This window comes from Xanthobacter sp. AM11 (assembly GCF_047444035.1).
Lineage (GTDB): Bacteria > Pseudomonadota > Alphaproteobacteria > Rhizobiales > Xanthobacteraceae > Xanthobacter.
In genome coordinates this window covers 975,871-996,891 of record NZ_JBLAOA010000001.1, presented here as the reverse complement: position 1 = coordinate 996,891, position 21,021 = coordinate 975,871, and the positions used below count along the sequence as shown (strand labels likewise).

Here is a 21,021-nt window from a genome sequence, read left to right as displayed (position 1 = left end):
GCCACGGCGGGCGGCGAACCACAAGGGTGCAGCGTGCAGGGCGGAGCTGCACCGGCGCGTCAGGGATGCGCCTTGCCGGGGTGCCCGCCACCGTGGGCATGTCCCGCCCCATGGGGATGTCCGCCGCCATGGGGGTTGCCACCATGGGGGTTGCCCATGCCGTGGGGGTGCCCACCCGGGTGCCCGCTTCTCGGCGGCTCCTTCTGAGCCAGGGGCACGGTGGAGCGGGTGCGCGCCTCCACGCCGGGAACCTCGCGCACCAGAGCGCGGAAGGCGTCGCCGCGCACCTCGAAATTGGGATACTGGTCGAAGCTGGCGCAGGCCGGGGAGAGCAGCACCACCGGTGCGGGCAGGCCGGAGGCTTCCGCATCGCGCGTGGCCGCCGCCACCGCCTTGTCGAGGGTTCCCACCAGCTCGTGGGCTACGCCGTCGCCCAGGGTGCGGGCGAAATCCTGCGCCGCCTCGCCGATGAGATAGGCCTTGCGCACCCGCGCGAACCACGGGGCGAGGGGGGTGATGCCCCCCGCCTTCGGCTTGCCGCCGGCGATCCAGAAGATGTCCTCGAAGCTGGACAGGGCCCGCTCGGCGGCATCCGCATTGGTGGCCTTGCTGTCGTTGACGAACAGCACGGACCCCTTGTTGCCCACCTCTTCCATGCGGTGGGCGAGGCCGGGGAAGCGCTTCATGGCCACCGCGATCACCTCGGGGGCGACCCCCACGGCGCGGCAGGCGGCATAAGCGGCGGCGGCGTTCTGGGCATTGTGGGCGCCGCGCAGGGCGCCGATGCCGCCCAGGGGCAGGCGGAAGCGCTCGGCCCCGCCCTCGGACGCCACCAGCGTCTCGCCCTCGCGCCAGATGCCGTCCGGCAGGGGCCGCTTCACCGAGATGCGCACCACATGGGTGCCGGCGCGCTCGGCGCGATCGGCCATGGCGGCGGAGAAGTCGTCGTCCACCCCCACCACCGCCGTGCCGGTGCCCTCGACGCCGGTGACCAGGCGCTCCTTCACCGCCGCATAATTCCCGATGCTGCCGTGGCGATCGAGGTGGTCGGGCGTGATGTTCAGCATCACCCCCACGGAGGGGTCGAGGGAGGGGGCAAGGTCGATCTGGTAGGAGGAGCATTCCACCACATGCACCCGCCCCGCCTTGGGCGGAGCCAGGGAGAGAATGGCGGTGCCGATGTTGCCGCCCATCTGCACGTCGCGCCCGGCCACCCGCAGGATGTGGGTGATGAGCGCCGTGGTGGTGGACTTGCCGTTGGTGCCGGTGATGGCGATGAAGGGTGAGCGCCGGGCGATGGCGTGCCGCTCGCGGCAGAACAATTCGATGTCGCCGATGATCTCGACGCCCGCCGCCTGCGCCAGCTTCACCGACCAGTGCGGCTCCGGGTGGGTCAGCGGCACGCCGGGGGCGAGGATGAGGGCCTGGACGATGGTCCAGTCGATGTCATGGAGGTCCTGCACCAGGATGCCGGCCTCGCCGGCCTTGCGGCGGGAGGTCTCGGAATCGTCATAGGCGACGACTTGGGCGCCGCCGGCTTTGAGCGCCTCGGCGGTGGCGAGACCCGAGCCGCCGAGCCCGAAAAGGGCGACGGTCTGGTCCTTGAAGACGGTGACGGGGATCATCGGCAGCTCAAAAATCTCAAGGGGCAACGCGTGACGTTACTGCTCTAGTGCATGATCGCGCAAAGTGCGAACCGCTTTTGTGCGCCGCCCTCCGGTGCCGGTGCGTCGCACCCCCTGCCTCCGGGAAACTCCGCCCTTGACCCAAGGCAACATTAAGAACATTGAATGTTCAGGACTTCAAAAGGAGCAGGGCATGGCCAATGTGGGTGGGATCGACCGCGTGCTGCGGTTCGTCGTCGGTATCGTGCTGATCCTGGTGCCGTTCGTCGCACCTTCCGTTTCGGCTCTGGCGGGGCTTGGCAACTGGGCGTGGCTGATCGGTGCCGTGGGCGTGGTGATGCTGCTCACCGCCGCCTTCCGCTTCTGCCCGGCCTATCCGCTGCTGGGCATCAGCACCTGCGGGCGGAAATAAGCGGCCACGTACGAAAAAGGGCCCGCGGGGAATGCCTCGCGGGCCCTTTTTCGTTTGCCGGCGATGGCGATCCGCTCACCTGAGCTTCAGCGTCGCCAGCCCCGCCAGCGCCAGCACCACGGCGATGATCCAGAAGCGGATCACCACCTGCGGCTCGGTCCAGCCGAGCTGTTCGAAATGGTGGTGGATGGGGGCCATCTTGAACACGCGCTTGCCGGTGAGCTTGAACGAGGCCACCTGCACGATCACCGACACCGCCTCCAGCACGAACAGGCCGCCGATGACGGCGAGCACGATCTCGTGCTTGGTGGCCACCGCCACGGTGCCGAGCAGCCCGCCCAGCGCCAGCGAGCCGGTGTCGCCCATGAACACCTGGGCCGGGGGCGCGTTGAACCACAGGAAGCCGAGGCCCGCCCCCATCACCGCGCCGCAGATCACCGCCAGCTCGCCGGCGCCCGCCACATAATGGATCTGCAGATAGTCGGCGAACAGCACGTTGCCGGCGAGATAGGCGATGAAGCCGAACGAGCCGGCGGCGATCATCACCGGCACGATGGCCAGGCCGTCGAGCCCGTCGGTGAGGTTCACCGCATTGCCCGCCGCCACGATGACGAACAGGCCGAACACGGCGAAGAACAGGCCGAGGTCCAGCAGCAGGTCCTTGAAGAAGGGGAAGGCCACCGAGGTGGCAAGGCCGGGCTTGCCCACCTGCATGATGACCGCCACCGCGATGCCCGCCATCACCGCCTCGATGCCAAGGCGCGCCTTGCCGGACAGGCCATTATGGGTCTGCTTCGTCACCTTCAGGAAGTCGTCGTAGAAGCCGATCATGCCGAAGCCCAGCGTCACCCCCAGCACCACCCAGACATAGGGGTTGGAGAGGTTGGCCCACAAAAGGGTGGCCACCACGATGCCGGACAGGATCATCAGCCCGCCCATGGTGGGCGTGCCCTTCTTGGTGAGCAGATGGGATTGCGGCCCGTCGGTGCGGATCGGCTGGCCCTTGCCCTGCTTCAGCCGCAGCATGGAAATCATGGCCGGGCCGAACAGGAACACGAACAAAAGCGCCGTCACCACCGCCCCGCCGGTGCGGAAGGTGATGTAGCGGAACACGTTGAAGGCGGGAAACGACTGGTGGAACTCGGCAAGCCACTGGAGCATGAGGCCTCATCCTTCGAGGAGCGCGTCCTCGCCCGTGCGGAAGCGTTCGGCAAGGCCCTTCACCAGCGGCCCCATGCGGCTGCCGTTGGACCCCTTCACCATGAGCGTGTCGCCGCCCCGCAGGGCGGAGGCCACCATGGGTTCGAGATGGGTTGCGTGCATGGCATAGCCGCCGCGCCGCTCGGAAGGCAATGCCTGCCACAAAGCGTGCATCTGCGGGCCGCAGCAGAATACCTGGTCGATCTTGGCCGCGACGATGGCGGGGGCGAGGTCGGCATGGTGCGTCTCCCCGTCCGGTCCCAGCTCCAGCATGTCGCCCAGCACGGCGATGCGCCGGCCACGCGGACCCACCGGGGTGCGGCTCAGCACGTCGAGGGCGGCGCGCATGGAGGCGGGATTGGCGTTGTAGCTTTCGTCCAGCAGGGTCGCCGGCCCGCCCTTGACGGCGAGCCGCAGCGGAACGCCGCGCCCCGGCGGCGGCTTCAGCCGCGACAGGGCCAGGGCGGCCAGCGCGAGGTCGGCGCCCAGCAGCCGCGCCGTGGCGAGCACCGCCAGCACATTCTGCACGATGTGGCGGCCGGGCATGCCCACCTTGAAGGTGACCGGAACGCCCATCACGTCCGCCACAGCCACCGAGCAATAGGATTGCAGCGCCGCCTCCTTCAGCCACACGTCGGCGCCGGGGGTGGCGCCGAAGGTGACGATGCGCGCCACGCCGCGGGCCTCGGCGGCCGCCTTCAGCCGGCCGAACATGGGATTGTCCAGGTTCAGCACCGCCGTGCCGCCCGGCTCCAGCCCGTCGAAGATTTCCGCCTTGGCGTCGGCGATCTCCGCGATGCCGGAGAACTGGGCGATGTGCACCGGCTCCACGGTGGTGATGATGGCCACCTGCGGGCGCACCATCCGCACCAGCGGCGTGATCTCGCCGGGATGGTTCATGCCGATCTCGAACACGCCGTAGCGCGCCTCCCGCGGGAAGCGGGCGAGGGAGAGGGGCACGCCCCAGTGATTGTTGTAGGAGGCGGCGGAGGCGTGGGTCTCCCCGTCGGCGCCCAGCGCCATGCGCAGGGCCTCCTTGGTGGTGGTCTTGCCCACCGATCCGGTGACGGCCACGATGCCCGCGGTGGAGCGGGCGCGGGCGGCGCGGCCGAGGTCGGCGAGGGCGCCGAGCACGTCGTCCACCAGCAGCAGCGGGGCATCGGGCGGGAAGGCGTCCGCCTTCTCCCGCGCCACCACGGCCACCGCCGCGCCGGCGTCCAGCGCCTTGCCCACATGCGCGTGGCCGTCGCTGTTCTCGCCGGTGATGGCGAAGAAGGCGTCGCCAGGCTGGAGGGTGCGGCTGTCGATGGACACGCCGGTGACGGCGCCGGGCGCGCCGCGCACGCCGGCGCCCATGGCCTGTTCCATTTCAGCGAGGGTGTGGAGGAGGCGACCGCTCATGCTCATGCCGACAGCTCCCTGAGGGCCGCGAGGACCTCCCCCGCGTCCGAAAACGGATATGTCCGGTCGCCGATGATTTGGCCGGTTTCGTGACCCTTGCCGGCAATCACCAGCGCATCCCCGGGCTGAAGCAGGGCGATGGCCGCGCGGATGGCGTCCGCCCGCTCGCCGATCTCCTGCGCACCATGCGCCCCGGCCAGGATCTCTGCGCGAATTGTCGCAGGGTCCTCGCTGCGGGGGTTGTCGTCGGTGACGATCACCAGGTCCGCCTTGTTGGCGGCGATGGCGCCCATCAGCGGGCGCTTGCCGCGGTCGCGGTCGCCGCCGCAGCCGAACACCACCAGCAGCCGGCCGGGCACGGCGGCCCGCAGGGTGTCGAGCACGGTGGCCAGCGCCTCCGGCTTGTGGGCGTAGTCCACGAACACCAGGCGGCCGGGGTCCTCGCCGATGCGTTCGAGGCGCCCGGGCACGCCCTTCAGGATGCCCATGGCCTCGATCGCCTCGCGTCGGGGCGCCCCGCAGGCGATGGCGAGGCCCGCCGCCAGCAGCGCATTGTCCAGCTGGAAGCGCCCCACCAGGGGCACGGTCACTTCAAGCCCGGCGCCGGTGGCCGCATCGAGCCGCACCCTCTGCCCGCCCGGCGCGCCGGTGACGGCGAGGATCTCGATGGTTGGGGCGTCGAAGGGGTCCGCGCCGATGGACACGGTGGTAAGGCCGCGGGTGCGGGCCCAGGCGAGGGCGGTGGCGGCATAGGGCGCGGACAGGACGCCCACGGCGGTGCCGGAGACCGGCATCACCTGGGTGAACAGGCGCAGCTTGGCCTTGAAATAGGCGTCCATGCTCGGGTGGTAGTCGAGATGGTCGCGGCCGAGATTGGTGAAGCCCCCGGCGGTGAGGCGCACGCCGTCCAGGCGCTTCTGGTCGAGCCCGTGGGATGAGGCTTCCAGCGCCATGTGGGTGACGCCGCTGCCCGCCAGCCGGTCGAGGGTGGCATGCAGCTCCACCGGGTCCGGCGTGGTCAGGCTGCCATAGGTGGCGCCGTCGGGCGCCACCAGGCCGATGGTGCCGAGATAGGCGGCGCGGTGGCCCAGATGCGCCCAGATCTGCCGCAGGAAATAGGCCACCGAGGTCTTGCCCGCGGTGCCGGTGACGGCGGCGATGGTTTTCGGCTGGCGGGGATAGAAGCGCGACGCCGCGATGGCGAGGGAGAGCCGCACGTCCAGGGAGAAGGCGAAGGTGATGTCCCGCGGGGCCTCGTGCAGGCCGGCGGTGGGCTCCATCAGCACCGATTGCGCCCCCCGGGCGAGGGCGTCGCGCACGAAGCGCGCGCCGTCGTCCCTTGTGCCGGGAACGGCGACGAACAGGTCGCCCGGCTTGACCTTGCGGCTGTCGGCGGTGATGCCGCCCACCGGCCGCGCCGCGCCGGAGGCGGAGAGGATGCGGGCGTGGCCGTCCAGCAGCTGTCCGAGCGTAAGGTGGGTCATTGCGCCCCTTCTGGCATTTGCGCCCCTGGGTTGTCACCTTGCCGTAAAGGGAAACGCCGGCCGGGGCTGCCGGCGCCACCTCAATGCCGCTCGGCGACCTTCTGCGACCCGCGCAGGAGCTGTTCCGCATTGGGCAGGTTCTGCCGCGGCGCGATGTTCAGCAGGGGCGCGACGCGCTCCACGATCTTGCCCGCTGTGGGCGCGGCGTTCCAGCCCGAGGTGGCGAAGCCGTAGGTTTCCGCGGTGGCCTTGGGCTCGTCCAGCATCACCAGCACCAGGTAGCGCGGGCGATCCATGGGGAACACGGCAGTGAAGGAGGTGAGCAGCTTGTTCTTGGCATAGCGCCCGTTCACCACCTTCTCGGCGGTGCCGGTCTTGCCGCCCACCAGGTAGCCGGGAACCTCGGCCTTGCCGGCGGTGCCCTTCTCGGCATTCAGGCGCATGAGGTAGCGCATCTTGTCCGAGGTCTCGGGCTTCAGCACCCGCACCGCCACCTTCTGGGCCTCCGCCTCGGAGCGCTTGAGGAAGGTGGGCGGGATGAGATAGCCGCCGTTCACCATGGAATTCACCGCCATCACCGCCTGCAGCGGCGCCACCGAAAGGCCGTGGCCGAAGGCGATGGTGGCCGAGTTCAGCTCGCCCCAGCGGCGCGGGACGATGGGCTCGGCGCTTTCCGGCAGCTCGGTGCGCAGCCGGTCGAGCTGGCCCATCTTCTTCAGGAACGCCTTGTGCGCCTCCACCCCGAGGGAGAGCACCATCTTCGCCGTGCCCACGTTGGAGGAGACGAGGAAGATCTCCGGCACGCTGAGCACGCGGTTTTCGGCGTGGTAGTCGGAAATCTTGAAGCGGCCGAAATGCATGGCGCCGCGCGCGTCGAACGACGAATTGAGGCCGATCCTGCCGGAATCGAGCGCCATGGCGAACGACAGGGCCTTGAAGGTGGAGCCCATCTCGAACACGCCGGTGGTGAGGCGGTTGAGATAGGCGTCATCCTTCGGATTGCCCGGGGCGTTGGGGTCGAAGTCCGGCAGCGAGACCATGGAGACGATCTCGCCGGTATTGACGTCGGTCACCACGGCCATGGCGTGCAGGGCGGAAAACTTGTTCTTCGCCTTCAGCAGCTCGTCGCGGACCGCGTGCTGTACCCGCATGTCCATGGAGAGCTGCACCGGCTCCTGCTGGAGGTCGGTGGCGAAGCCGGCCATGTGCAGCTCGGCGAGGCCGCGGCCGTCGATATATTTCTCCAGCCCGGAAATGCCCTGGTTGTCCACATTCACCCCGCCGATGACGTGGGAGAGGATGGGGCCATCGGGATAGATGCGGCGGTTTTCCTTCAGGAAGCCGATGCCGGGCAGGCCGAGGCGGTGGATGGCGCGCATCTGCGCCGGGGTGATCTCCCGCTTCAGCCAGGCGAAGCCCTTGCCGGAATTCAGGCGCTTGCGGGTTTCCTCCACGTCCAGGTCGGGCAGCACCTTGAGCAGGCCTTCCAGCGCCTCGTCGGGGTCGATGAGGCGGCGCGGCTCGGCGAACAGGGAGGGGGACTTCACGTCGATGGCGACGATGTCGCCGTTGCGGTCGATCACGTCGGGCCGGGCCGAGGCCACCGCATCGGAGCCGCGGCCGCGGCTGGCGCCGGGCTCGGCGGTGACGGCAAGGTGGGCAAGCTGCACCGCGATGGCCGCGAACACCGCGCAGAAGGCCACCATCACCAGCTTGATGCGGCCGCGGGCGACGGTTTCCGCATCGCCGCGGCCGATGCCGAACAGGCCCCGCACCATGTGGCGGCCGCCCCGGTAGGCGAGATGGGCGAGGCGCAGGGAGAGCGGCCACAGCACCGCCCAGCTGGCGATGGCGCCGCGGCGCAGGCCGCGCAGGGCGGCGCGCCCGCCGGCGCCGGCCTGGCGGGACAGGGTGTCGAGCAGCACGGCGCAGGCGTCGTCGGCGCGCTTCACGGCCGGGCCGGCGGCGGCCGCGGCGGCGCTCGCGATGCGGGACAGGCGGGCGGTGAGGGCGGTGAAATCGACCATGGCGACCTCGTCAGCGCCAGCCGGACATGAAGCCGGGCGGCAGCAGGCGTTCCAGCGGATTTTCCGGGGCGGGCGGGGATGCCGGGGCCGGGGGCGGCGGCTCGGCGGGGGCCTGCTGCGCCACCGGGGCGGGTCGCGGCGCGGGCGGACGGGACGGGGCGGCAGCCGGCTTGGGCGGCGGGTTTGCGGGCCGCAGCGCCGAGGTGGCGGGCACGCTTGCCCCGCCCGTGCCGGCAGGCGCGGCGCCGCCGCCGGTGGATCTGGTGCTGGCGGAGCCGGTGGAGGCGGTGACGAGCGGCGCGTCCACCAGGGCTTCGAGAATGTCGCCGATGCCGTCGGTGGAGCCCGCCGGCTTCTCCGGCAGGTCGTCGAGGCTGGAGATGGATTCCACGTCCAGCCGCTTCATGTCCAGGTGCCGTTCCACCAGGCCCTGGATGTAGATGGGCGAGGTGCGCCGCGCCCATTCCGCCTTCATCAGGGAGATGGCGTCGCGCTCCTTGCGGATCTGGACACGCAAAGAGGCGAGGCGCTCGGCTTCGGCCGTCGAGGCATATTTGAGCTGGTAGACCACCGCTGCGGTCACCAGCAGCGCGACGATCATCACGACGTTGGCGACACGAAACATCTGTCCTAGCGTCTCCGCCCGTGGCGTTGCGGTGGTGGGGCGGGAAGCAGCCCCATCAGGTCACCGCCCGGATGCGCCGGGGCCTCCGTGCGCTCGGCCGCGCGAAGTTTCGCGGACCTTGCACGCGGATTTCCTGCCACTTCCTCGGGGCCGGCTTCCACCACACCCTTCGCCAGCAGGCGGAAGGAGGGCTCCGGCCCTTCCGCTTGCGGCAGGTGGCGCGAGGCGGACGGTGCCTTTGCCCGGTTTGACAGAAAAGTCTTAACGATCCTGTCCTCAAGGGAATGGAAGGTGACCACCACCAGGCGCCCGCCCGGGGCCAGCGCCCGCTCGGCGGCGGCCAGCGCCCGCACCAGCTCGTCCAGCTCCTCGTTCACGGCGATGCGCAGGGCCTGGAAGGTGCGGGTGGCGGGGTGGATCTCGCCGGGCTTGGCCCACACCACCCGGGCGACGATCTCGGCCAGCTGTGTGGTGCGGGTGATGGGCGCCTCGGCGCGGGCCTTGACGATGGCCTTGGCGATGGCGCGCGACTGGCGTTCCTCCCCCAGCGACCAGATGACATGGGCGAGGGTGGTCTCATCCAGCTCGGCCACGAGGTCCGCCGCCGAGCGCCCGGTGTCGCCCATGCGCATGTCCAGCGGCCCGTCGCGGCGGAAGGAGAAGCCGCGCTCGGCCTCGTCCAGTTGCATGGAGGAGACGCCGATGTCCAGCACCACCCCGTCGAGGGGGGCGAAGCCGTGATCTGCGGCGTCCTCGTCCAGGCGGGAGAAGCGATCGTGCACCAGCACCAGGCGGCCCGCGCTTTGCGCGACAAGGGCCTGGCCGGCGGCGATGGCGGTGGGGTCGCGGTCGATGGCCAGCACGCGGCAGTCGGCGGCGGCGAGGATGGCCCGCGTGTAGCCTCCCGCGCCGAAGGTGCCGTCCACGTAACGGCCGGCCTCCTTCGGCGCGAGATGCGCGAGAACCTCGGCGAGCATCACGGGCAGATGACGGGCCGGTCCGCCAGCGGCGTCGGCGGGGCCGTCGCCGTGGCCCGTCGTCATGGTGTGACGCTCCCCGGGTTCTGCGCTCGGGAGCCGATGGCCCGGCGCAGCTCGCGCACCTTTTGGGTGGCCTCCGCGAGATGCGCCTTCAGCCGCTCCGGTTCCCAGATGCGGAATTTGTGCCCCAGCCCCACGAACGACACCTGGTCGGTGATCGCGGCGTGGGCCTTCAGGCTTTCGGTCAGCACCACCCGGCCTTCCGGGTCGATGCGCAGGGTTTCGCTGGTGCCGTAGAGGGCGGCGGCCAGCTCCTCGCGCGCTTCGGAATAGGGCGGGTAGCGCTCGATCAGGGCGTCGATCTCGCCGATGAGCCGGTTTCCGCCCGCATCCAGCGCGGGTTCGGCAAGGCTCGGGTGGCAATAGAGGCCCTCCGCGCCGTCCTTGGCCAGCACCGTGCGGTAGGGCGCGGGGATGGAAACCCGGCCCTTGGCGTCGAGGCGCATCGTGTAGGTGGACACGAAGCGGTCCATGGCGCCCGGGTGCCCCTTCCTGCGGCGGCTGGCTGATGGAGGCCGTCCGCCCGACGGCGAAAGCCGTCCATCCTGTTCATGGGTAACAATGGGCTAACATGGGTGAGCATGGGTCGTCAACGGATTGGCATGGGCGTCCGGGGTCCATTTGACCGGAGGACGCGCTCAATTCCCGCCCCGCCCCGCCGATGCCGGGGGTGGCGCCGTTGCCGCCCCCGGCAGGTGGGCCGGCCGGCTTTCTCCCGGCGGCGGCCCGGGCTAGGCTCGCGCGGTTCACCGGCATGAAGGCCCAAGTCCCGCATGTGGTCCCGCCTCTACTGGCTCGCCGTGGGCGGCCCGCTCGCCGCCGGCCTCCTCCTGATGGGTGCCGATCCCGCGCCGCTGGCCGACCTGCGCAACGGCCTGTTCGATCTCTACCAGCGCGCCGCGCCGCGCCCCTACGATCCCGAACTGCCGGTGCGCATCGTGGATGTGGACGAGGCCTCCCTGGCCCGTCTCGGCCAATGGCCGTGGCCCCGCGCCACCGTGGCGGCGCTGGTGGAGCGGCTCGCCGGCATGGGCGCGGCCGCCATCGCCTTCGACATGGTGTTCGCCGAGCCCGACCGGCTCGATCCCGCCGCGGTGGCCGGCCTGCTGCCGGAGGATGTGCGCGGGCCGGTGGCGGCGGCGCTGGCCGGGCGCGAGGGCAATGACGAAAAGCTCGCCCGCGCCCTCGCCGCCGCGCCCTCAGTGCTGGGGGCGGTGCTCACCGTGGAGCGGCCGGGGGCCGCCTATCCCGCCAAATGGGGCCTCGCCAGCGCCGGCGACGATCCCCTCGGCTTCGTCCCGCACTTCTCCGGCGCGGTGGCGCCGTTGCCGCTGCTGGCGCAGGCGGCCAGGGGCATCGGCGCGCTCAACTGGCTGCCGGATCGCGACCAGGTGGTGCGCCGGGTGCCGCTGCTGCTGGCCCTCGACGGCCGCCTCGTACCCGGCCTCGGCGCCGAGGCGCTGCGGGTGGCGCAGGGGGCGAGCACCTATGTGGTGCGGGCCTCCAACGCCAGCGGCGACGAGGGCTTCGGCACCCGATCCGGCATCACCGCGATCAAGATCGGCGCCCTCGACGTGCCCACCGATGCCCAGGGGGAAGTGCGGGTGCGCTTCACCCCCACCGATCCGCGCCGCTTCCTCTCCGCTGCAGCGGTGCTGGAGGGCGCCGTCCCGGCCGCGGAGGTGGACGGCCGCATCGTGCTGGTGGGCACCAGCGCGGCCGGGCTGAAGGACACCCGCGCCACGCCACTCGATGCCGCGGTGGCCGGCGTGGAGGTGCAGGCCCAGCTCATCGAGCATGTGGCCAGCGGGGCGAACCTGGTGCGGCCGGACTGGGCGCGCGGGGCGGAAATGGTGCTGGCGGCGCTGCTCGGCCTGGTGCTGGCCCTGGTGCTGCCGCGGGTTTCGGCGGTGGCGGCGGGGCTTGCCGGCGTGGCGGCGCTGTCGATGCTGGGGGCGGGGGCGTGGCTGGCCTTCACCCGGGCGGACCTGCTGCTGGACCCCATGGGGCCGGGGGCGGCGGTGCTGGGGGTCTATATCCTCGGCGTCCTCGCCCTGTATCGCGACGAGCAGCGGCAGAAGAAATGGGTGCGCTCGGTGTTCGGCCGCTTCGTCTCGCCCCAGGTGGTGGACCGCCTCGCCGCCCATCCCGAGCGCCTGGTCCTCGGCGGGGAGACGCGGGAGATCACCATCCTGTTCTGCGACCTGCGCGATTTCACCTCGCTGTCGGAAACCATGGATGCGCAGGCCCTCACCCGCTTCATGAATTCCTACCTCACCCCCATGACCGAGGTGGTGCTGGCCCATGGCGGCACCATCGACAAATATATCGGCGACGCCATCATGGCCTTCTGGAACGCGCCGGTGGACGACCCCCACCACGCCCGCAACGCCGCCTTGTGCGCTTTGGCCATGTCGCGGCGGCTGGATGGCCTGAACGAGGTGTGGGCGCGCGAGGCGCAGGCGGCGGGCCGGCCCTTCGCCCCCGTGCGCTGCGGCATCGGCCTTGCCACCGGGCCGTGCTGCGTGGGCAACCTGGGGTCCGACCAGCGGCTCGAATATTCCTGCCTCGGCGACGATGTGAACCTCGCCTCGCGCATCGAGGGGGCCACCAAGGGCATGCGCGTGGACATCCTTGTCTCGGAGGTGACGCGGGCGGCGGCGCCGGGCCTCGCCTTCCTGGAGGCCGACCTTCTGATGCTGAAGGGCAAGTCGCGGGCGAGCCAGCTCTATCTGCTGGCCGGCGATGCCGCCTTTGCCGCCTCGTCCGGCTTCGAGGTGCTGGCGCGGCGCCATGCGGCGCTGATGGCCGCCTACGGGGCGGGGGAATTCGCCGTCGCCGCCCCCTTCGCCGAGGGGCTGGCCGAGGCGGCGCCGGCCCGGCTGCACCGCTTCTATGCCCTTTACGGGGAGCGCTGCCGCGCGGCGCTGGCACCGGCCGCGCCCGGCGGCACCTGAGGCGCCGGGCACTCTTGCCAAGCCACGACGGGACACGCAAGAAGGAACCGATGAGCGGCGAACGACCCACGCCTTTGCCCACCGGACCCGAGCGACCGCCGCCGGGCGCGCCGGCACCGGGCGATGCGCTGCCGCGCACGGTTCTGGGCTACCTGTGGCGGGCCTCGCCCATGAGCCACATCCGCCTGTTCGCGCTGGTGCTGCTGCTGCTGCCCTTCAATTATGCCTCGCTGGAGCTGCCGCGCCTCATCGTCAACGGCGTGACCGACGCCATCGGCGGCACCGTGCCCCGGCTGCTGGATGTGGATCTGGCGCTGCCCGAGGTCCTCGGTGGCGCCGTGCTGGTGTCGTTTCCCGGCTTCGAGGTGACCGGCTTCGGCCTGCTGGCGGGCCTTGCGGCGGTGCTGTTCGCGCTCCAGCTCATCCAGCAGCACATTGGCCGGCTCATCGACATGGCCAAGGCGCGGCTGGGCGAGCGCATCATCGTCGGCCTGCGCCGCGAGCTGTTCGACGTGATCCAGCGCCTGCGGCCGGAAGCGCCGATGAAGAGCAAGGCGCTGGAAGTGGGCAACATGCTGCGCTTCGAGGTGGGGCCCATCTCCCCCTTCGCCGGCATGGCCTTCGCGCAGCCGCTGAAATCGGCCGGCCTCATCGGTTCGGCGGTGCTGCTCATCTTCACCCAGAACGCCTTGCTCGGCTCCTGCGCCGTGGGCATCCTGGTGCTGAACTACGGGCTGCTGGGCGTGCAGCGGCGGGACAATGCGGGCAAGCTGAAGGTGCTGCAGCGCGAGGCGGTGGCGCTGGGCAAGCGGGTGATGTCCGGCATCGAGCGCCTGCCGCTGGTGCACGGCTTCGCCACCAGCCCGTGGGAGCGCGCGGAGGTGGACGAGCGCCTCGGCGCCGTCTCCGAGGCGAACCTGGACATGAAGCGCCAGAACGCCACCGACCGGGTGCTGAACCTGCTCATGTCGGACGTGCCCACCCTGGTGTTCTATTTCGTCGGCGGCTGGCTGGCCCTGTCGGGGGCCATCAACATCGGCCAGCTGGTGGCGGTGGTGGCGGCCTATGGCCAGATCCCCGAGCCGCTGAAGGAGCTGATCGACTGGGACGAGAAGCGGGTGATCGCCCAGGTGCGCTATGATTTCGCCCGCTATTACCTGGAAACGCGGGAGGTGTGGCCCGCCGGCTCCCAGGCCGACCAGGAGGGGCCGCAGCCGGCGTTCGACGCCAGCGTGAAGATCGCCGACCTCGGCGTGGTGGACCCCGCCGGCAGCGTGCTGCTGGAGGAGGTGAGCTTCGAGGTGAAGGCCGGCACCGCCACCGCCCTCACCGGCCCCGATGCCGGCGGCAAGCACGCGGTGGCCCGGGTGTGCGGGCGCGCCATCTCCCTCTACAGCGGCTCGGTGCGCATGGGCGGGCACGATCTGGCCAGCGCTTCGGAAGCGCTGCTCGGCCGGCATGTGGCCTATGCCGGGGGCGATCCCATCGTGCTCACCGGGTCGTTGCGGGAAAACCTGGTGTGCGCCCTGCGGCGGCGGCCCGGGCGCGATCCGTCGCAGGCCATCGACCTTGCCGCCTACGGCCTGGCCGATGCTGCCGCCCTCGACCGGCGGGTGCTGGCGGCGCTGGGGCAGGCCGGGCTCGGTGACCTGGTGGTGCGGCTCGGCCTGGAGCGCCGGCTCGACCCGGAACAGGCGCCGGCGCTGGCGGAGCGCCTCGTCACCCTGCGCGCCGCGGTCACCGACGCGGTGGCGCGGCGGGAGGCGGACACCGGCCGGGTGCTGATGGAGCCGTTCCGCTTCGCTAGCTTCAACCGCTGGATGACGCTGGCCGAGAACATCCTGTTCGCCACCCCGCTCCATGACCGGCGCGGCTCCGCCTCGCTGCTGGGCGAGCCGGCGCTGGCGCCGCTGCTGCGCAAGGCGGGCCTGGCCGACGACCTGCCCGCTTTCGGCCATGGCGTGCTGCGCCTGCTGGCCGACCTTGCCGGCGGGCCGGAGGAACTGGCGGGCATCGACACCAAGGGCCTGCTGCGGGCCGAGGAGGTGGCGCAGGCGAGCCGCCTCGCCACCCATGAAAGCGGGACGGCGGCGGCGGCGGAGGGCGAGGACCGCGCCCTGCTCCTGCGCATCGCCGGGCGCTATTGCGAGCCGCGCCACCGCTTCGGCCTCATCGATGCGGCGTGGCAGGAACGGGCGCTGCACGGCCGGGCGCAGCTGGCGCATCTGAAGGAGATTGCCGCAATTCCCCTCGCCCGCTACCAACCGGCGGCCTATTGCGCGGCCTTGTCGGTGCGCGAGAACCTGCTGTTCGGCCGCATCGCCGCCGATCGGGCGGGGGCGGCGGCGGTGGTGGACGAGCTGGTGCGCGACTGCCTGGTGCTGGACGGGCTCATCGGCGCGGTGGAAGGGCTGTGCCTCGATGTGGCGGTGGGTGAGGGGGGATTGCCCCTGTCCGCCGCCGAGCGGGGCAAGCTCACCCTCGCGCGGTGCCTGGTGGCCGACCCCAGCGTGCTCATCATCGACGATGCGCTGGTGCCGCTCTCCCCCGCCGAGCAGAGCCGGCTGCTGGAGCAGGTGCTGGCCCAGCGCGCCGGGCGCACCAGCCTCGTGGTGCTGGATGCGGGCGAGCCCCTGCACCTCTTTTCCCAGGTGGTGGTCATGGCCCATGGGCAGGTCGAGCGCATCGACGTGGCGCAGGCCCACCCCGCCAGTTCCGAAAGCGACATGTCATGAGCATCGACGACGAGGCCCGCACCCTGGCCCGCATTCCCATGTTCCGCGAACTGGAGCCCAGCCAGCTGCGCCTGCTGGCCTTTTCCGCCGCGCGGCTGGACGTGGCCGCGGGGGACATCCTGTTCCAGCAGGGGGAGGCGCCGGACGCCGCCTATGTGGTGCTGGAGGGGGTGGCCATCATCGAGGTGACGGCCGGCGGGGCGGCGCACGAGGTGGCGCGGCTGGGCCGCGATACGGTGGTGGGGGAAATGGGGGTGCTCACCGGCGAGCCGCGCAGCGCCACGGTGCGGGCGGGCGAACCCATGAGCGTGCTGCGCATGGAGACCGACCTGTTCCTCGCCCTTCTGGACCGCACGCCGTCCCTCGCCCGCGCGGTGCTGCGCGACCTCGCCTTCCGGCTCCAGGAGACCACGCGGGCGCTGGTGAAGGCGCGGGGCTGAGCGCCTGGGCCAGGCTCTGCGGGCCCCGCCCGGGGCCTTTTCCGGGAGATGATGAGCCGGCGCATCTATTGCCCGGCTGGCCCGCTTGCATCCCGTTGCGGCACACTCCACCATGCCGCGCCATTCTTTACTGGGGGTATCGGGATGCGAGTCGTCAAGGTTGTGATCGGGCTGATTCTGGCCCTGTCTCTCGCCGCATGTTTCGAGGGGGCGCCCGGCCCCGCGGGTCCGCAGGGCCCGGCCGGCGTGGCCGGTCCGCAGGGGGCTGCCGGTGCCGCCGGCGTGGCTGGACCGGCAGGTCCCGCCGGCCCCACCGGTGCGCAGGGTCCCGTGGGTCCGGCCGGTCCGCAGGGGGCGCAGGGCGTGGCCGGCGCGCCGGGTTCCGCCAACATCACCGTGCGCGCCGCCGCCTGCCCGGCGGCCGGCTGCCTTGCGAGCTGCGAAGCCGGCGAGAGCCTGATCGGCGGCTATTGCGTGAACCAGGACCGGGGCCTGCAGCACATCGCCGTCATCTCGGCCCGCGCCGACAAGACCGAGGTGGAGTGTCTGCATCCGGTGAAGCAGATCGTGGCGGTCTGCCTGAAGCCCTGACGTTTGCGACCCGCGGAAGGCCCGTGAGCCGAGCTCACGGGCCTTCGTGCCAGCCGGTCCGGTCCGGCGCGGAGCCGCCGGGATCAGGCGCGCTTGCGCAGGATCTTGAGGCGCCCCAGCAGTTCGGCCACCGCCTCCGGGGGCAGGTGGCCGATTTCCCGGGCCAGCAGGTTGGCCAGCTCGGTGGCCTGCGGGCTGAGGCCGGCGGTATCCACCACCACCCGCGGCCGCGAGACTTCGGCGAGGCGCTGGAGATCTTCCGCCTCGTCCCAGATCACGTTGAAATAGGCGATCACCCGCTGCACCAGCGCCCAGGTGGGCTTGCCCCGCTTGCCTGTCTCCAGCGCCGAGAGATAGGTGGGGGTGACGCCGATGGCGCGCGCCATCTCGCTGAGGGTCACGCCGCGGGCGGCGCGCAGGTCGCGCACCCGGCGTCCAAAGGGGGTCATGGCGGGTCCGGCCGGCTCCTCGATGGGGATTGCCGCCGGAGGCTAGAGCGCGATCCGGTCAAATTGAATTAATTTGATCGGTGAATCGCCCTCGCCTTTCACGCTGGAGAAGGCGTTGCGGCCGGGACCGGGCAGGCAAAAGAACGGCGGCGCAGGGCGCCGCCGTTCGCATTCATGAAGCCGGCATCCGCGGCGCGGGTGCGCCGCCGGCCGGTGCCGATGGCATCAGGCCCAGGAGCTGTCGTCGCCGCCGCCCCAGTCGCCGCCGTCGTCATAGCTGGCTTCCTGGGTCTCGCCTTGGGTGTCGGCGTTCCAGAAATTGTCCGGCTGGGCCTCGTTCCCGCCCAGCGCCGCCTGCGCGTCGCTGCCGAGATCGCCAGTGGAGCCGGCATCGCCCGCGGGCTTGCCGATATCCGCCGCCGCCTGCTGGGCGATGGCGCCGTCGCCGCCGGCCATCATGTTCTTGATGCCGTCATAGAGCAGCGCGCCGCCGGCCACGCCAGCCGCAGTGGCAAGGGCGCCCTGCAGGAAGCCGCCGCCGCCGAACCCGCCGCGCTGCTGCATCGGCTGCTGGCCCCAGGGGCCACCCTGCTGGGGGTAACCGCCCTGCTGGGGCGCGCCGGGCTGGGCATAGCCCTGCTGGGCATAACCGGGCTGAGCGTAACCCTGCGGCACGCCCATGGGAGCACCGGCCGTCCGCGCTCCGGCCGAGGGCACGGAGGGGCGCGAGCCGCCGAAGAGGCCACCCAGGAAGCCGCCGCCACCCTGGCGGGACTGGGCGTCCGCCGCGCGCGCCTCGGCATCCTGCAGCTGGTATTCCAGCTCCTGGACCCGGGCGTAGGCCTGCTGGAGCGCGTGCTCCTGCACGATCACGCTCTGGGCAAGGGCATAGGTCGCAAAGGGTGCCTCGGCGACGCGGCGCGCGATCAACGCCTCCGCTTCAGCGTCGCGCGGCTGGCTCGCCACACCGCGCATGCGGTCGAACAAGCCGTCGATCAGGGCACGTTCCTCGGGGGTCATTTCCGTCTCCGGTGGTTAGACGGGCTGGATATGAGCAGGCGAGAACGGCGCCGGAAGGGCGGGGCAGATGAAATTTTCGTAACGTTGCGTAAAGTCGCAGATCCCTTGCCGGCTATTCGGCGGCGCTGGCGGGGGAGGCGGCATCGCCGGCCGGGGCGCCGACGCCGAAGCGGCGGGCCACATAGGCCTCCACCATCTGGCGGAATTCGTCCTGGATATTGGCGCCGCGCAGGGTCGCCACCTTCTTGCCGTCGATGAAGACGGGCGCGGACGGGGTTTCGCCGGTGCCGGGCAGGGAGATGCCGATGTCGGCATGCTTGCTCTCTCCCGGCCCGTTCACGATGCAGCCCATGACCGCCACGTTGAGGGTCTCGACGCCGGGATACTGCGCCTTCCACACCGGCATGCGGGTGCGGATCATGTCCTGCACGCTCTGCGCCAGCTCCTGGAACACGGTGGAGGTGGTGCGACCGCAGCCGGGGCAGGCGGCCACCAGCGGAACGAAGGTTCTGAGCCCCATGGTCTGCAGGATCTCCTGCGCCACCTGCACCTCGCGGGTGCGGTCGCCGTTGGGCTCGGGCGTCAGCGACACGCGGATGGTGTCGCCGATGCCCTGCTGCAGCACCACCCCCATGGCGGCGGTGGAGGCGACGATGCCCTTGGAGCCCATGCCCGCCTCGGTGAGGCCGAGATGCAGGGCGTAATCGGCGCGGCGGGACAGCTCGGAATAGACCGCAACGAGGTCCTGCACCGCCGAAACCTTGGCCGAGAGGATGATGCGGTCGCGCCCAAGGCCGATCTCCTCTGCCAGAGCGGCGGAGAGCAGGGCGGAGCGGACCAGCGCCTCGCGCGTCACCACCCGCGCCTCGGCCGGGTTCGGCAGCAGGGCGTTCTCGTCCATCAGGCGGGTGAGCAGCTCGCCGTCCAGCGAGCCCCAGTTGGCGCCGATGCGCACCGGCTTGTCGTGGCGGATGGCGGTTTCGACGATGGCGGCGAACTGCCGGTCCTTCTTGTCGCCGAAGCCCACGTTGCCGGGATTGATGCGGTATTTGTCCAACGCCTGCGCGCAGGCCGGATGGTCGGCCAGCAGCTTGTGGCCGATATAATGGAAATCGCCTACCAGCGGGGCGTCGATGCCCTGCGCCAGCAGCTTCTCCTTGATGTGCGGCACGGCGGCGGCGGCCTCGTCGCGGTCCACCGTGATGCGCACGATCTCTGAGCCGGCGCGCGCCAGCGCCGCCACCTGGCGCACCGTGCCGGCGATGTCCGCGGTGTCGGTGTTGGTCATGGATTGGACCACCACCGGCGCGCCGCCGCCCACCCTCACCCGGCCCACCATGACACCCACGGTGGGGCGCCGCGTGGTGGGGCCGGCCTGGGTCAGTTCGGCGGGTACCACGGGCTGGGGCAGGGGCGTGGTCATCTGGGGTCCGTCCTTGGCAGGCGCCATCAGATTTCAGGTGCGCGCGGGCTTCGAGTAGGCCGGCGCGGGGCGAGCGTCAATCGTCCGCCGGGGCGGGCGCGGGCTCCGGGCCCCGCTCGGCCTCCCGGCACGGGCCGCAGGTGCCGGCCACCTCCAGCACCCGCTGGCGCGGCTCGAACCCCACCGCCCGCGCCGCCCACGCCAGGTCGCGCCCCACCGCATGGGAGGACACTTCCCGCGTCAGCCCGCACCGGTCGCAGATGAGGAAAACCACCACCTCGTCCCCCTCGTGGGGATGGGCGCAGGCGAGGAAGGCGTTGCGGCTCTCGATGCGGTGGGCGAGGCCCTCGGCCACCAGGAAGTCGAGCACCCGGTAGACCGACATGGGCGGCGTCGGCTCCCCGGCCGCGGCGAGGCGCTCGACGATCTCGTAGGCGCCGAGGGGAACGTGGCTCTCGGCCAGCGCCCGCATCACGCTGCGCCGCAGGGGGGTCAGCCGCAGGCCCTTCCTGGCGCAGCATTGCTCCACGCGCGCCATGGCCCCGGCCACGCATTGGCCGTGATCATGGTCGAGAAGGCTGGGCTCGGGCGTGCTCACGTCCCCTATTTAATACAGAAGGATGCGTCCTGCCATCCGCGCGGGTGCGGGGTTCGCCCCATGGCCGCGTTGCTTCGTTGCCTGGGGCGTTGCAATGTGGCCGACGCAGGGTTCGCCCCTGCACGCGTGACAGCACCGTCACACCGCTCCGCTAAACCGTCATCTCCGGCCCTGTGCCGGGAAACCCCGCACCTTGTCGAGGAACAGCCATGCTCAAGGGGAAGGTCGCCGTCGTCACCGGGTCCACCAGCGGAATCGGGCTTGCCTATGCCCGCGGCTTCGCCAAGGAAGGTGCCAACATCGTGATCAACGGCCTCGGGGACGCCGCCGCCATCGAGAAGGAGCGCGCCGCCATCGAGAGCGACTTCGGCGTGAAGTGCCTGTATTCGGCCGCCAACATGCTGAAGGCGGACGAGATCGAGGGCATGGTGAAGCTCGCCGAGACCGAGCTGGGCGCCTGCGACATCCTCGTCAACAACGCCGGCATCCAGCATGTGGCGCCCATCGAGGAGTTCCCGGTCGATACCTGGAACATGATCATCGCCATCAACCTGTCGGCGGCCTTCTTCGCCATGCGCGCGGCCATCCCCGGCATGAAGGCGAAGAAGTGGGGCCGCATCATCAACACCGCCTCGGCCCATGCGCTGGTGGCCTCGCCCTTCAAGTCGGCCTACGTCTCGGCCAAGCACGGCATCGCCGGCCTCACCAAGACCGCGGCGCTGGAGACCGCCACCTTCGGCATCACCGTGAACGCCATCTGCCCCGGCTATGTGTGGACCCCGCTGGTGGAGAAGCAGATCCCGGACACCGCCAAGGCCCGCGGCATGACCGAGGAAGAGGTGAAGAAGAACGTGCTGCTCGCCGCCCAGCCCACGAAGGAATTCGTGACGGTGGAGGAAGTGGCCGCTCTGGCGGTGTTCCTGGCGTCCGACAACGCCCGCTCCATCACCGGCTCCATGCAGCAGATCGACGGCGGATGGGTGGCCGAGTGAGG

The 21,021-nt window shown here is 71.2% G+C and carries 18 protein-coding genes; 6 read left to right on the top strand and 12 right to left on the bottom strand.

From position 1 onward, the window contains the following. Positions 1 to 59: 59 nt before the first annotated feature. Positions 60 to 1,625: a UDP-N-acetylmuramoyl-L-alanine--D-glutamate ligase gene (gene murD, locus ACI7BZ_RS04685; RefSeq protein ID WP_414116032.1), complete on the bottom strand. Its 1,566-nt coding sequence runs from the start codon at positions 1,623 to 1,625 to the stop codon at positions 60 to 62. A 193-nt stretch (positions 1,626 to 1,818) separates the two neighbouring features. Here murD and ACI7BZ_RS04680 point away from each other — a divergent pair, with 193 nt between their 5' ends. After that, positions 1,819 to 2,037 carry a YgaP family membrane protein gene (locus ACI7BZ_RS04680; RefSeq protein WP_414116031.1) on the top strand — a complete coding sequence of 73 codons (219 nt, stop codon included), beginning with the start codon at positions 1,819 to 1,821 and terminating at the stop codon, positions 2,035 to 2,037. Positions 2,038 to 2,112: 75 nt separating this feature from the next. Here ACI7BZ_RS04680 and mraY read toward each other — a convergent pair whose 3' ends face one another. The 7 genes from mraY to ACI7BZ_RS04645 form a co-directional block, all read right to left on the bottom strand. Further along, positions 2,113 to 3,198, bottom strand: a complete 1,086-nt coding sequence (gene mraY, locus ACI7BZ_RS04675; protein WP_414116030.1) for a phospho-N-acetylmuramoyl-pentapeptide-transferase — start codon at positions 3,196 to 3,198, stop codon at positions 2,113 to 2,115. Between the two features lie 6 nt (positions 3,199 to 3,204). Beyond that, positions 3,205 to 4,638 (bottom strand): UDP-N-acetylmuramoylalanyl-D-glutamyl-2,6-diaminopimelate--D-alanyl-D-alanine ligase, encoded by a 1,434-nt coding sequence (locus ACI7BZ_RS04670; RefSeq protein WP_414119087.1) that lies wholly within the window; start codon positions 4,636 to 4,638, stop codon positions 3,205 to 3,207. A 2-nt stretch (positions 4,639 to 4,640) separates the two neighbouring features. After that, positions 4,641 to 6,122: a UDP-N-acetylmuramoyl-L-alanyl-D-glutamate--2,6-diaminopimelate ligase gene (locus ACI7BZ_RS04665; RefSeq protein ID WP_414116029.1), complete on the bottom strand. Its 1,482-nt coding sequence runs from the start codon at positions 6,120 to 6,122 to the stop codon at positions 4,641 to 4,643. Positions 6,123 to 6,202: 80 nt separating this feature from the next. Then, positions 6,203 to 7,900 carry a peptidoglycan D,D-transpeptidase FtsI family protein gene (locus tag ACI7BZ_RS04660; RefSeq protein ID WP_414119086.1) on the bottom strand — a complete coding sequence of 566 codons (1,698 nt, stop codon included), beginning with the start codon at positions 7,898 to 7,900 and terminating at the stop codon, positions 6,203 to 6,205. Between the two features lie 259 nt (positions 7,901 to 8,159). After that, complete coding sequence (gene ftsL, locus ACI7BZ_RS04655) at positions 8,160 to 8,774, bottom strand: cell division protein FtsL (protein WP_414116028.1); 615 nt, start codon at positions 8,772 to 8,774, stop codon at positions 8,160 to 8,162. A 5-nt stretch (positions 8,775 to 8,779) separates the two neighbouring features. Beyond that, a complete protein-coding gene (gene rsmH, locus ACI7BZ_RS04650; protein ID WP_414116027.1) occupies positions 8,780 to 9,817 on the bottom strand; it encodes a 16S rRNA (cytosine(1402)-N(4))-methyltransferase RsmH in 1,038 nt (345 codons plus the stop codon). After that, positions 9,814 to 10,287 carry a division/cell wall cluster transcriptional repressor MraZ gene (locus tag ACI7BZ_RS04645; protein ID WP_414116026.1) on the bottom strand — a complete coding sequence of 158 codons (474 nt, stop codon included), beginning with the start codon at positions 10,285 to 10,287 and terminating at the stop codon, positions 9,814 to 9,816. The genes rsmH and ACI7BZ_RS04645 overlap by 4 nt, the downstream gene beginning before the upstream one ends. 300 nt (positions 10,288 to 10,587) lie before the next feature. Between ACI7BZ_RS04645 and ACI7BZ_RS04640 the strand changes: the two genes are divergently transcribed. From ACI7BZ_RS04640 to ACI7BZ_RS04625, 4 genes are all read left to right on the top strand, one after another. After that, positions 10,588 to 12,771, top strand: a complete 2,184-nt coding sequence (locus tag ACI7BZ_RS04640) for a CHASE2 domain-containing protein (protein WP_414116025.1) — start codon at positions 10,588 to 10,590, stop codon at positions 12,769 to 12,771. A gap of 50 nt (positions 12,772 to 12,821) precedes the next feature. Next, positions 12,822 to 15,506 (top strand): ABC transporter transmembrane domain-containing protein, encoded by a 2,685-nt coding sequence (locus tag ACI7BZ_RS04635; RefSeq protein WP_414116024.1) that lies wholly within the window; start codon positions 12,822 to 12,824, stop codon positions 15,504 to 15,506. Further along, the gene (locus ACI7BZ_RS04630; RefSeq protein WP_414116023.1) at positions 15,503 to 15,946 is read left to right on the top strand and encodes a Crp/Fnr family transcriptional regulator; all 444 of its coding nucleotides are present in this window, start codon (positions 15,503 to 15,505) and stop codon (positions 15,944 to 15,946) included. Before ACI7BZ_RS04635 ends, ACI7BZ_RS04630 begins: the two co-directional genes overlap by 4 nt. 144 nt (positions 15,947 to 16,090) lie before the next feature. After that, complete coding sequence (locus tag ACI7BZ_RS04625) at positions 16,091 to 16,537, top strand: hypothetical protein (protein WP_414116022.1); 447 nt, start codon at positions 16,091 to 16,093, stop codon at positions 16,535 to 16,537. 83 nt (positions 16,538 to 16,620) lie between these two features. On the opposite strand, the gene ACI7BZ_RS04620 is transcribed toward ACI7BZ_RS04625, so the two are convergent. From ACI7BZ_RS04620 to ACI7BZ_RS04605, 4 genes are all read right to left on the bottom strand, one after another. Next, on the bottom strand, positions 16,621 to 16,986 hold the full coding sequence (locus ACI7BZ_RS04620; RefSeq protein ID WP_414116021.1) for a helix-turn-helix domain-containing protein: 366 nt from the start codon (positions 16,984 to 16,986) through the stop codon (positions 16,621 to 16,623). 225 nt (positions 16,987 to 17,211) lie between these two features. Continuing rightward, positions 17,212 to 18,006, bottom strand: a complete 795-nt coding sequence (locus tag ACI7BZ_RS04615) for a DUF2076 domain-containing protein (RefSeq protein WP_414116020.1) — start codon at positions 18,004 to 18,006, stop codon at positions 17,212 to 17,214. 112 nt (positions 18,007 to 18,118) lie between these two features. Beyond that, complete coding sequence (gene ispG / locus ACI7BZ_RS04610; RefSeq protein ID WP_414116019.1) at positions 18,119 to 19,429, bottom strand: flavodoxin-dependent (E)-4-hydroxy-3-methylbut-2-enyl-diphosphate synthase; 1,311 nt, start codon at positions 19,427 to 19,429, stop codon at positions 18,119 to 18,121. 76 nt (positions 19,430 to 19,505) lie between these two features. Continuing rightward, positions 19,506 to 19,967: a Fur family transcriptional regulator gene (locus tag ACI7BZ_RS04605; protein WP_414119085.1), complete on the bottom strand. Its 462-nt coding sequence runs from the start codon at positions 19,965 to 19,967 to the stop codon at positions 19,506 to 19,508. Positions 19,968 to 20,236: 269 nt separating this feature from the next. Here ACI7BZ_RS04605 and ACI7BZ_RS04600 point away from each other — a divergent pair, with 269 nt between their 5' ends. Next, a complete protein-coding gene (locus ACI7BZ_RS04600; RefSeq protein ID WP_414116018.1) occupies positions 20,237 to 21,019 on the top strand; it encodes a 3-hydroxybutyrate dehydrogenase in 783 nt (260 codons plus the stop codon). Positions 21,020 to 21,021: the final 2 nt, after the last annotated feature.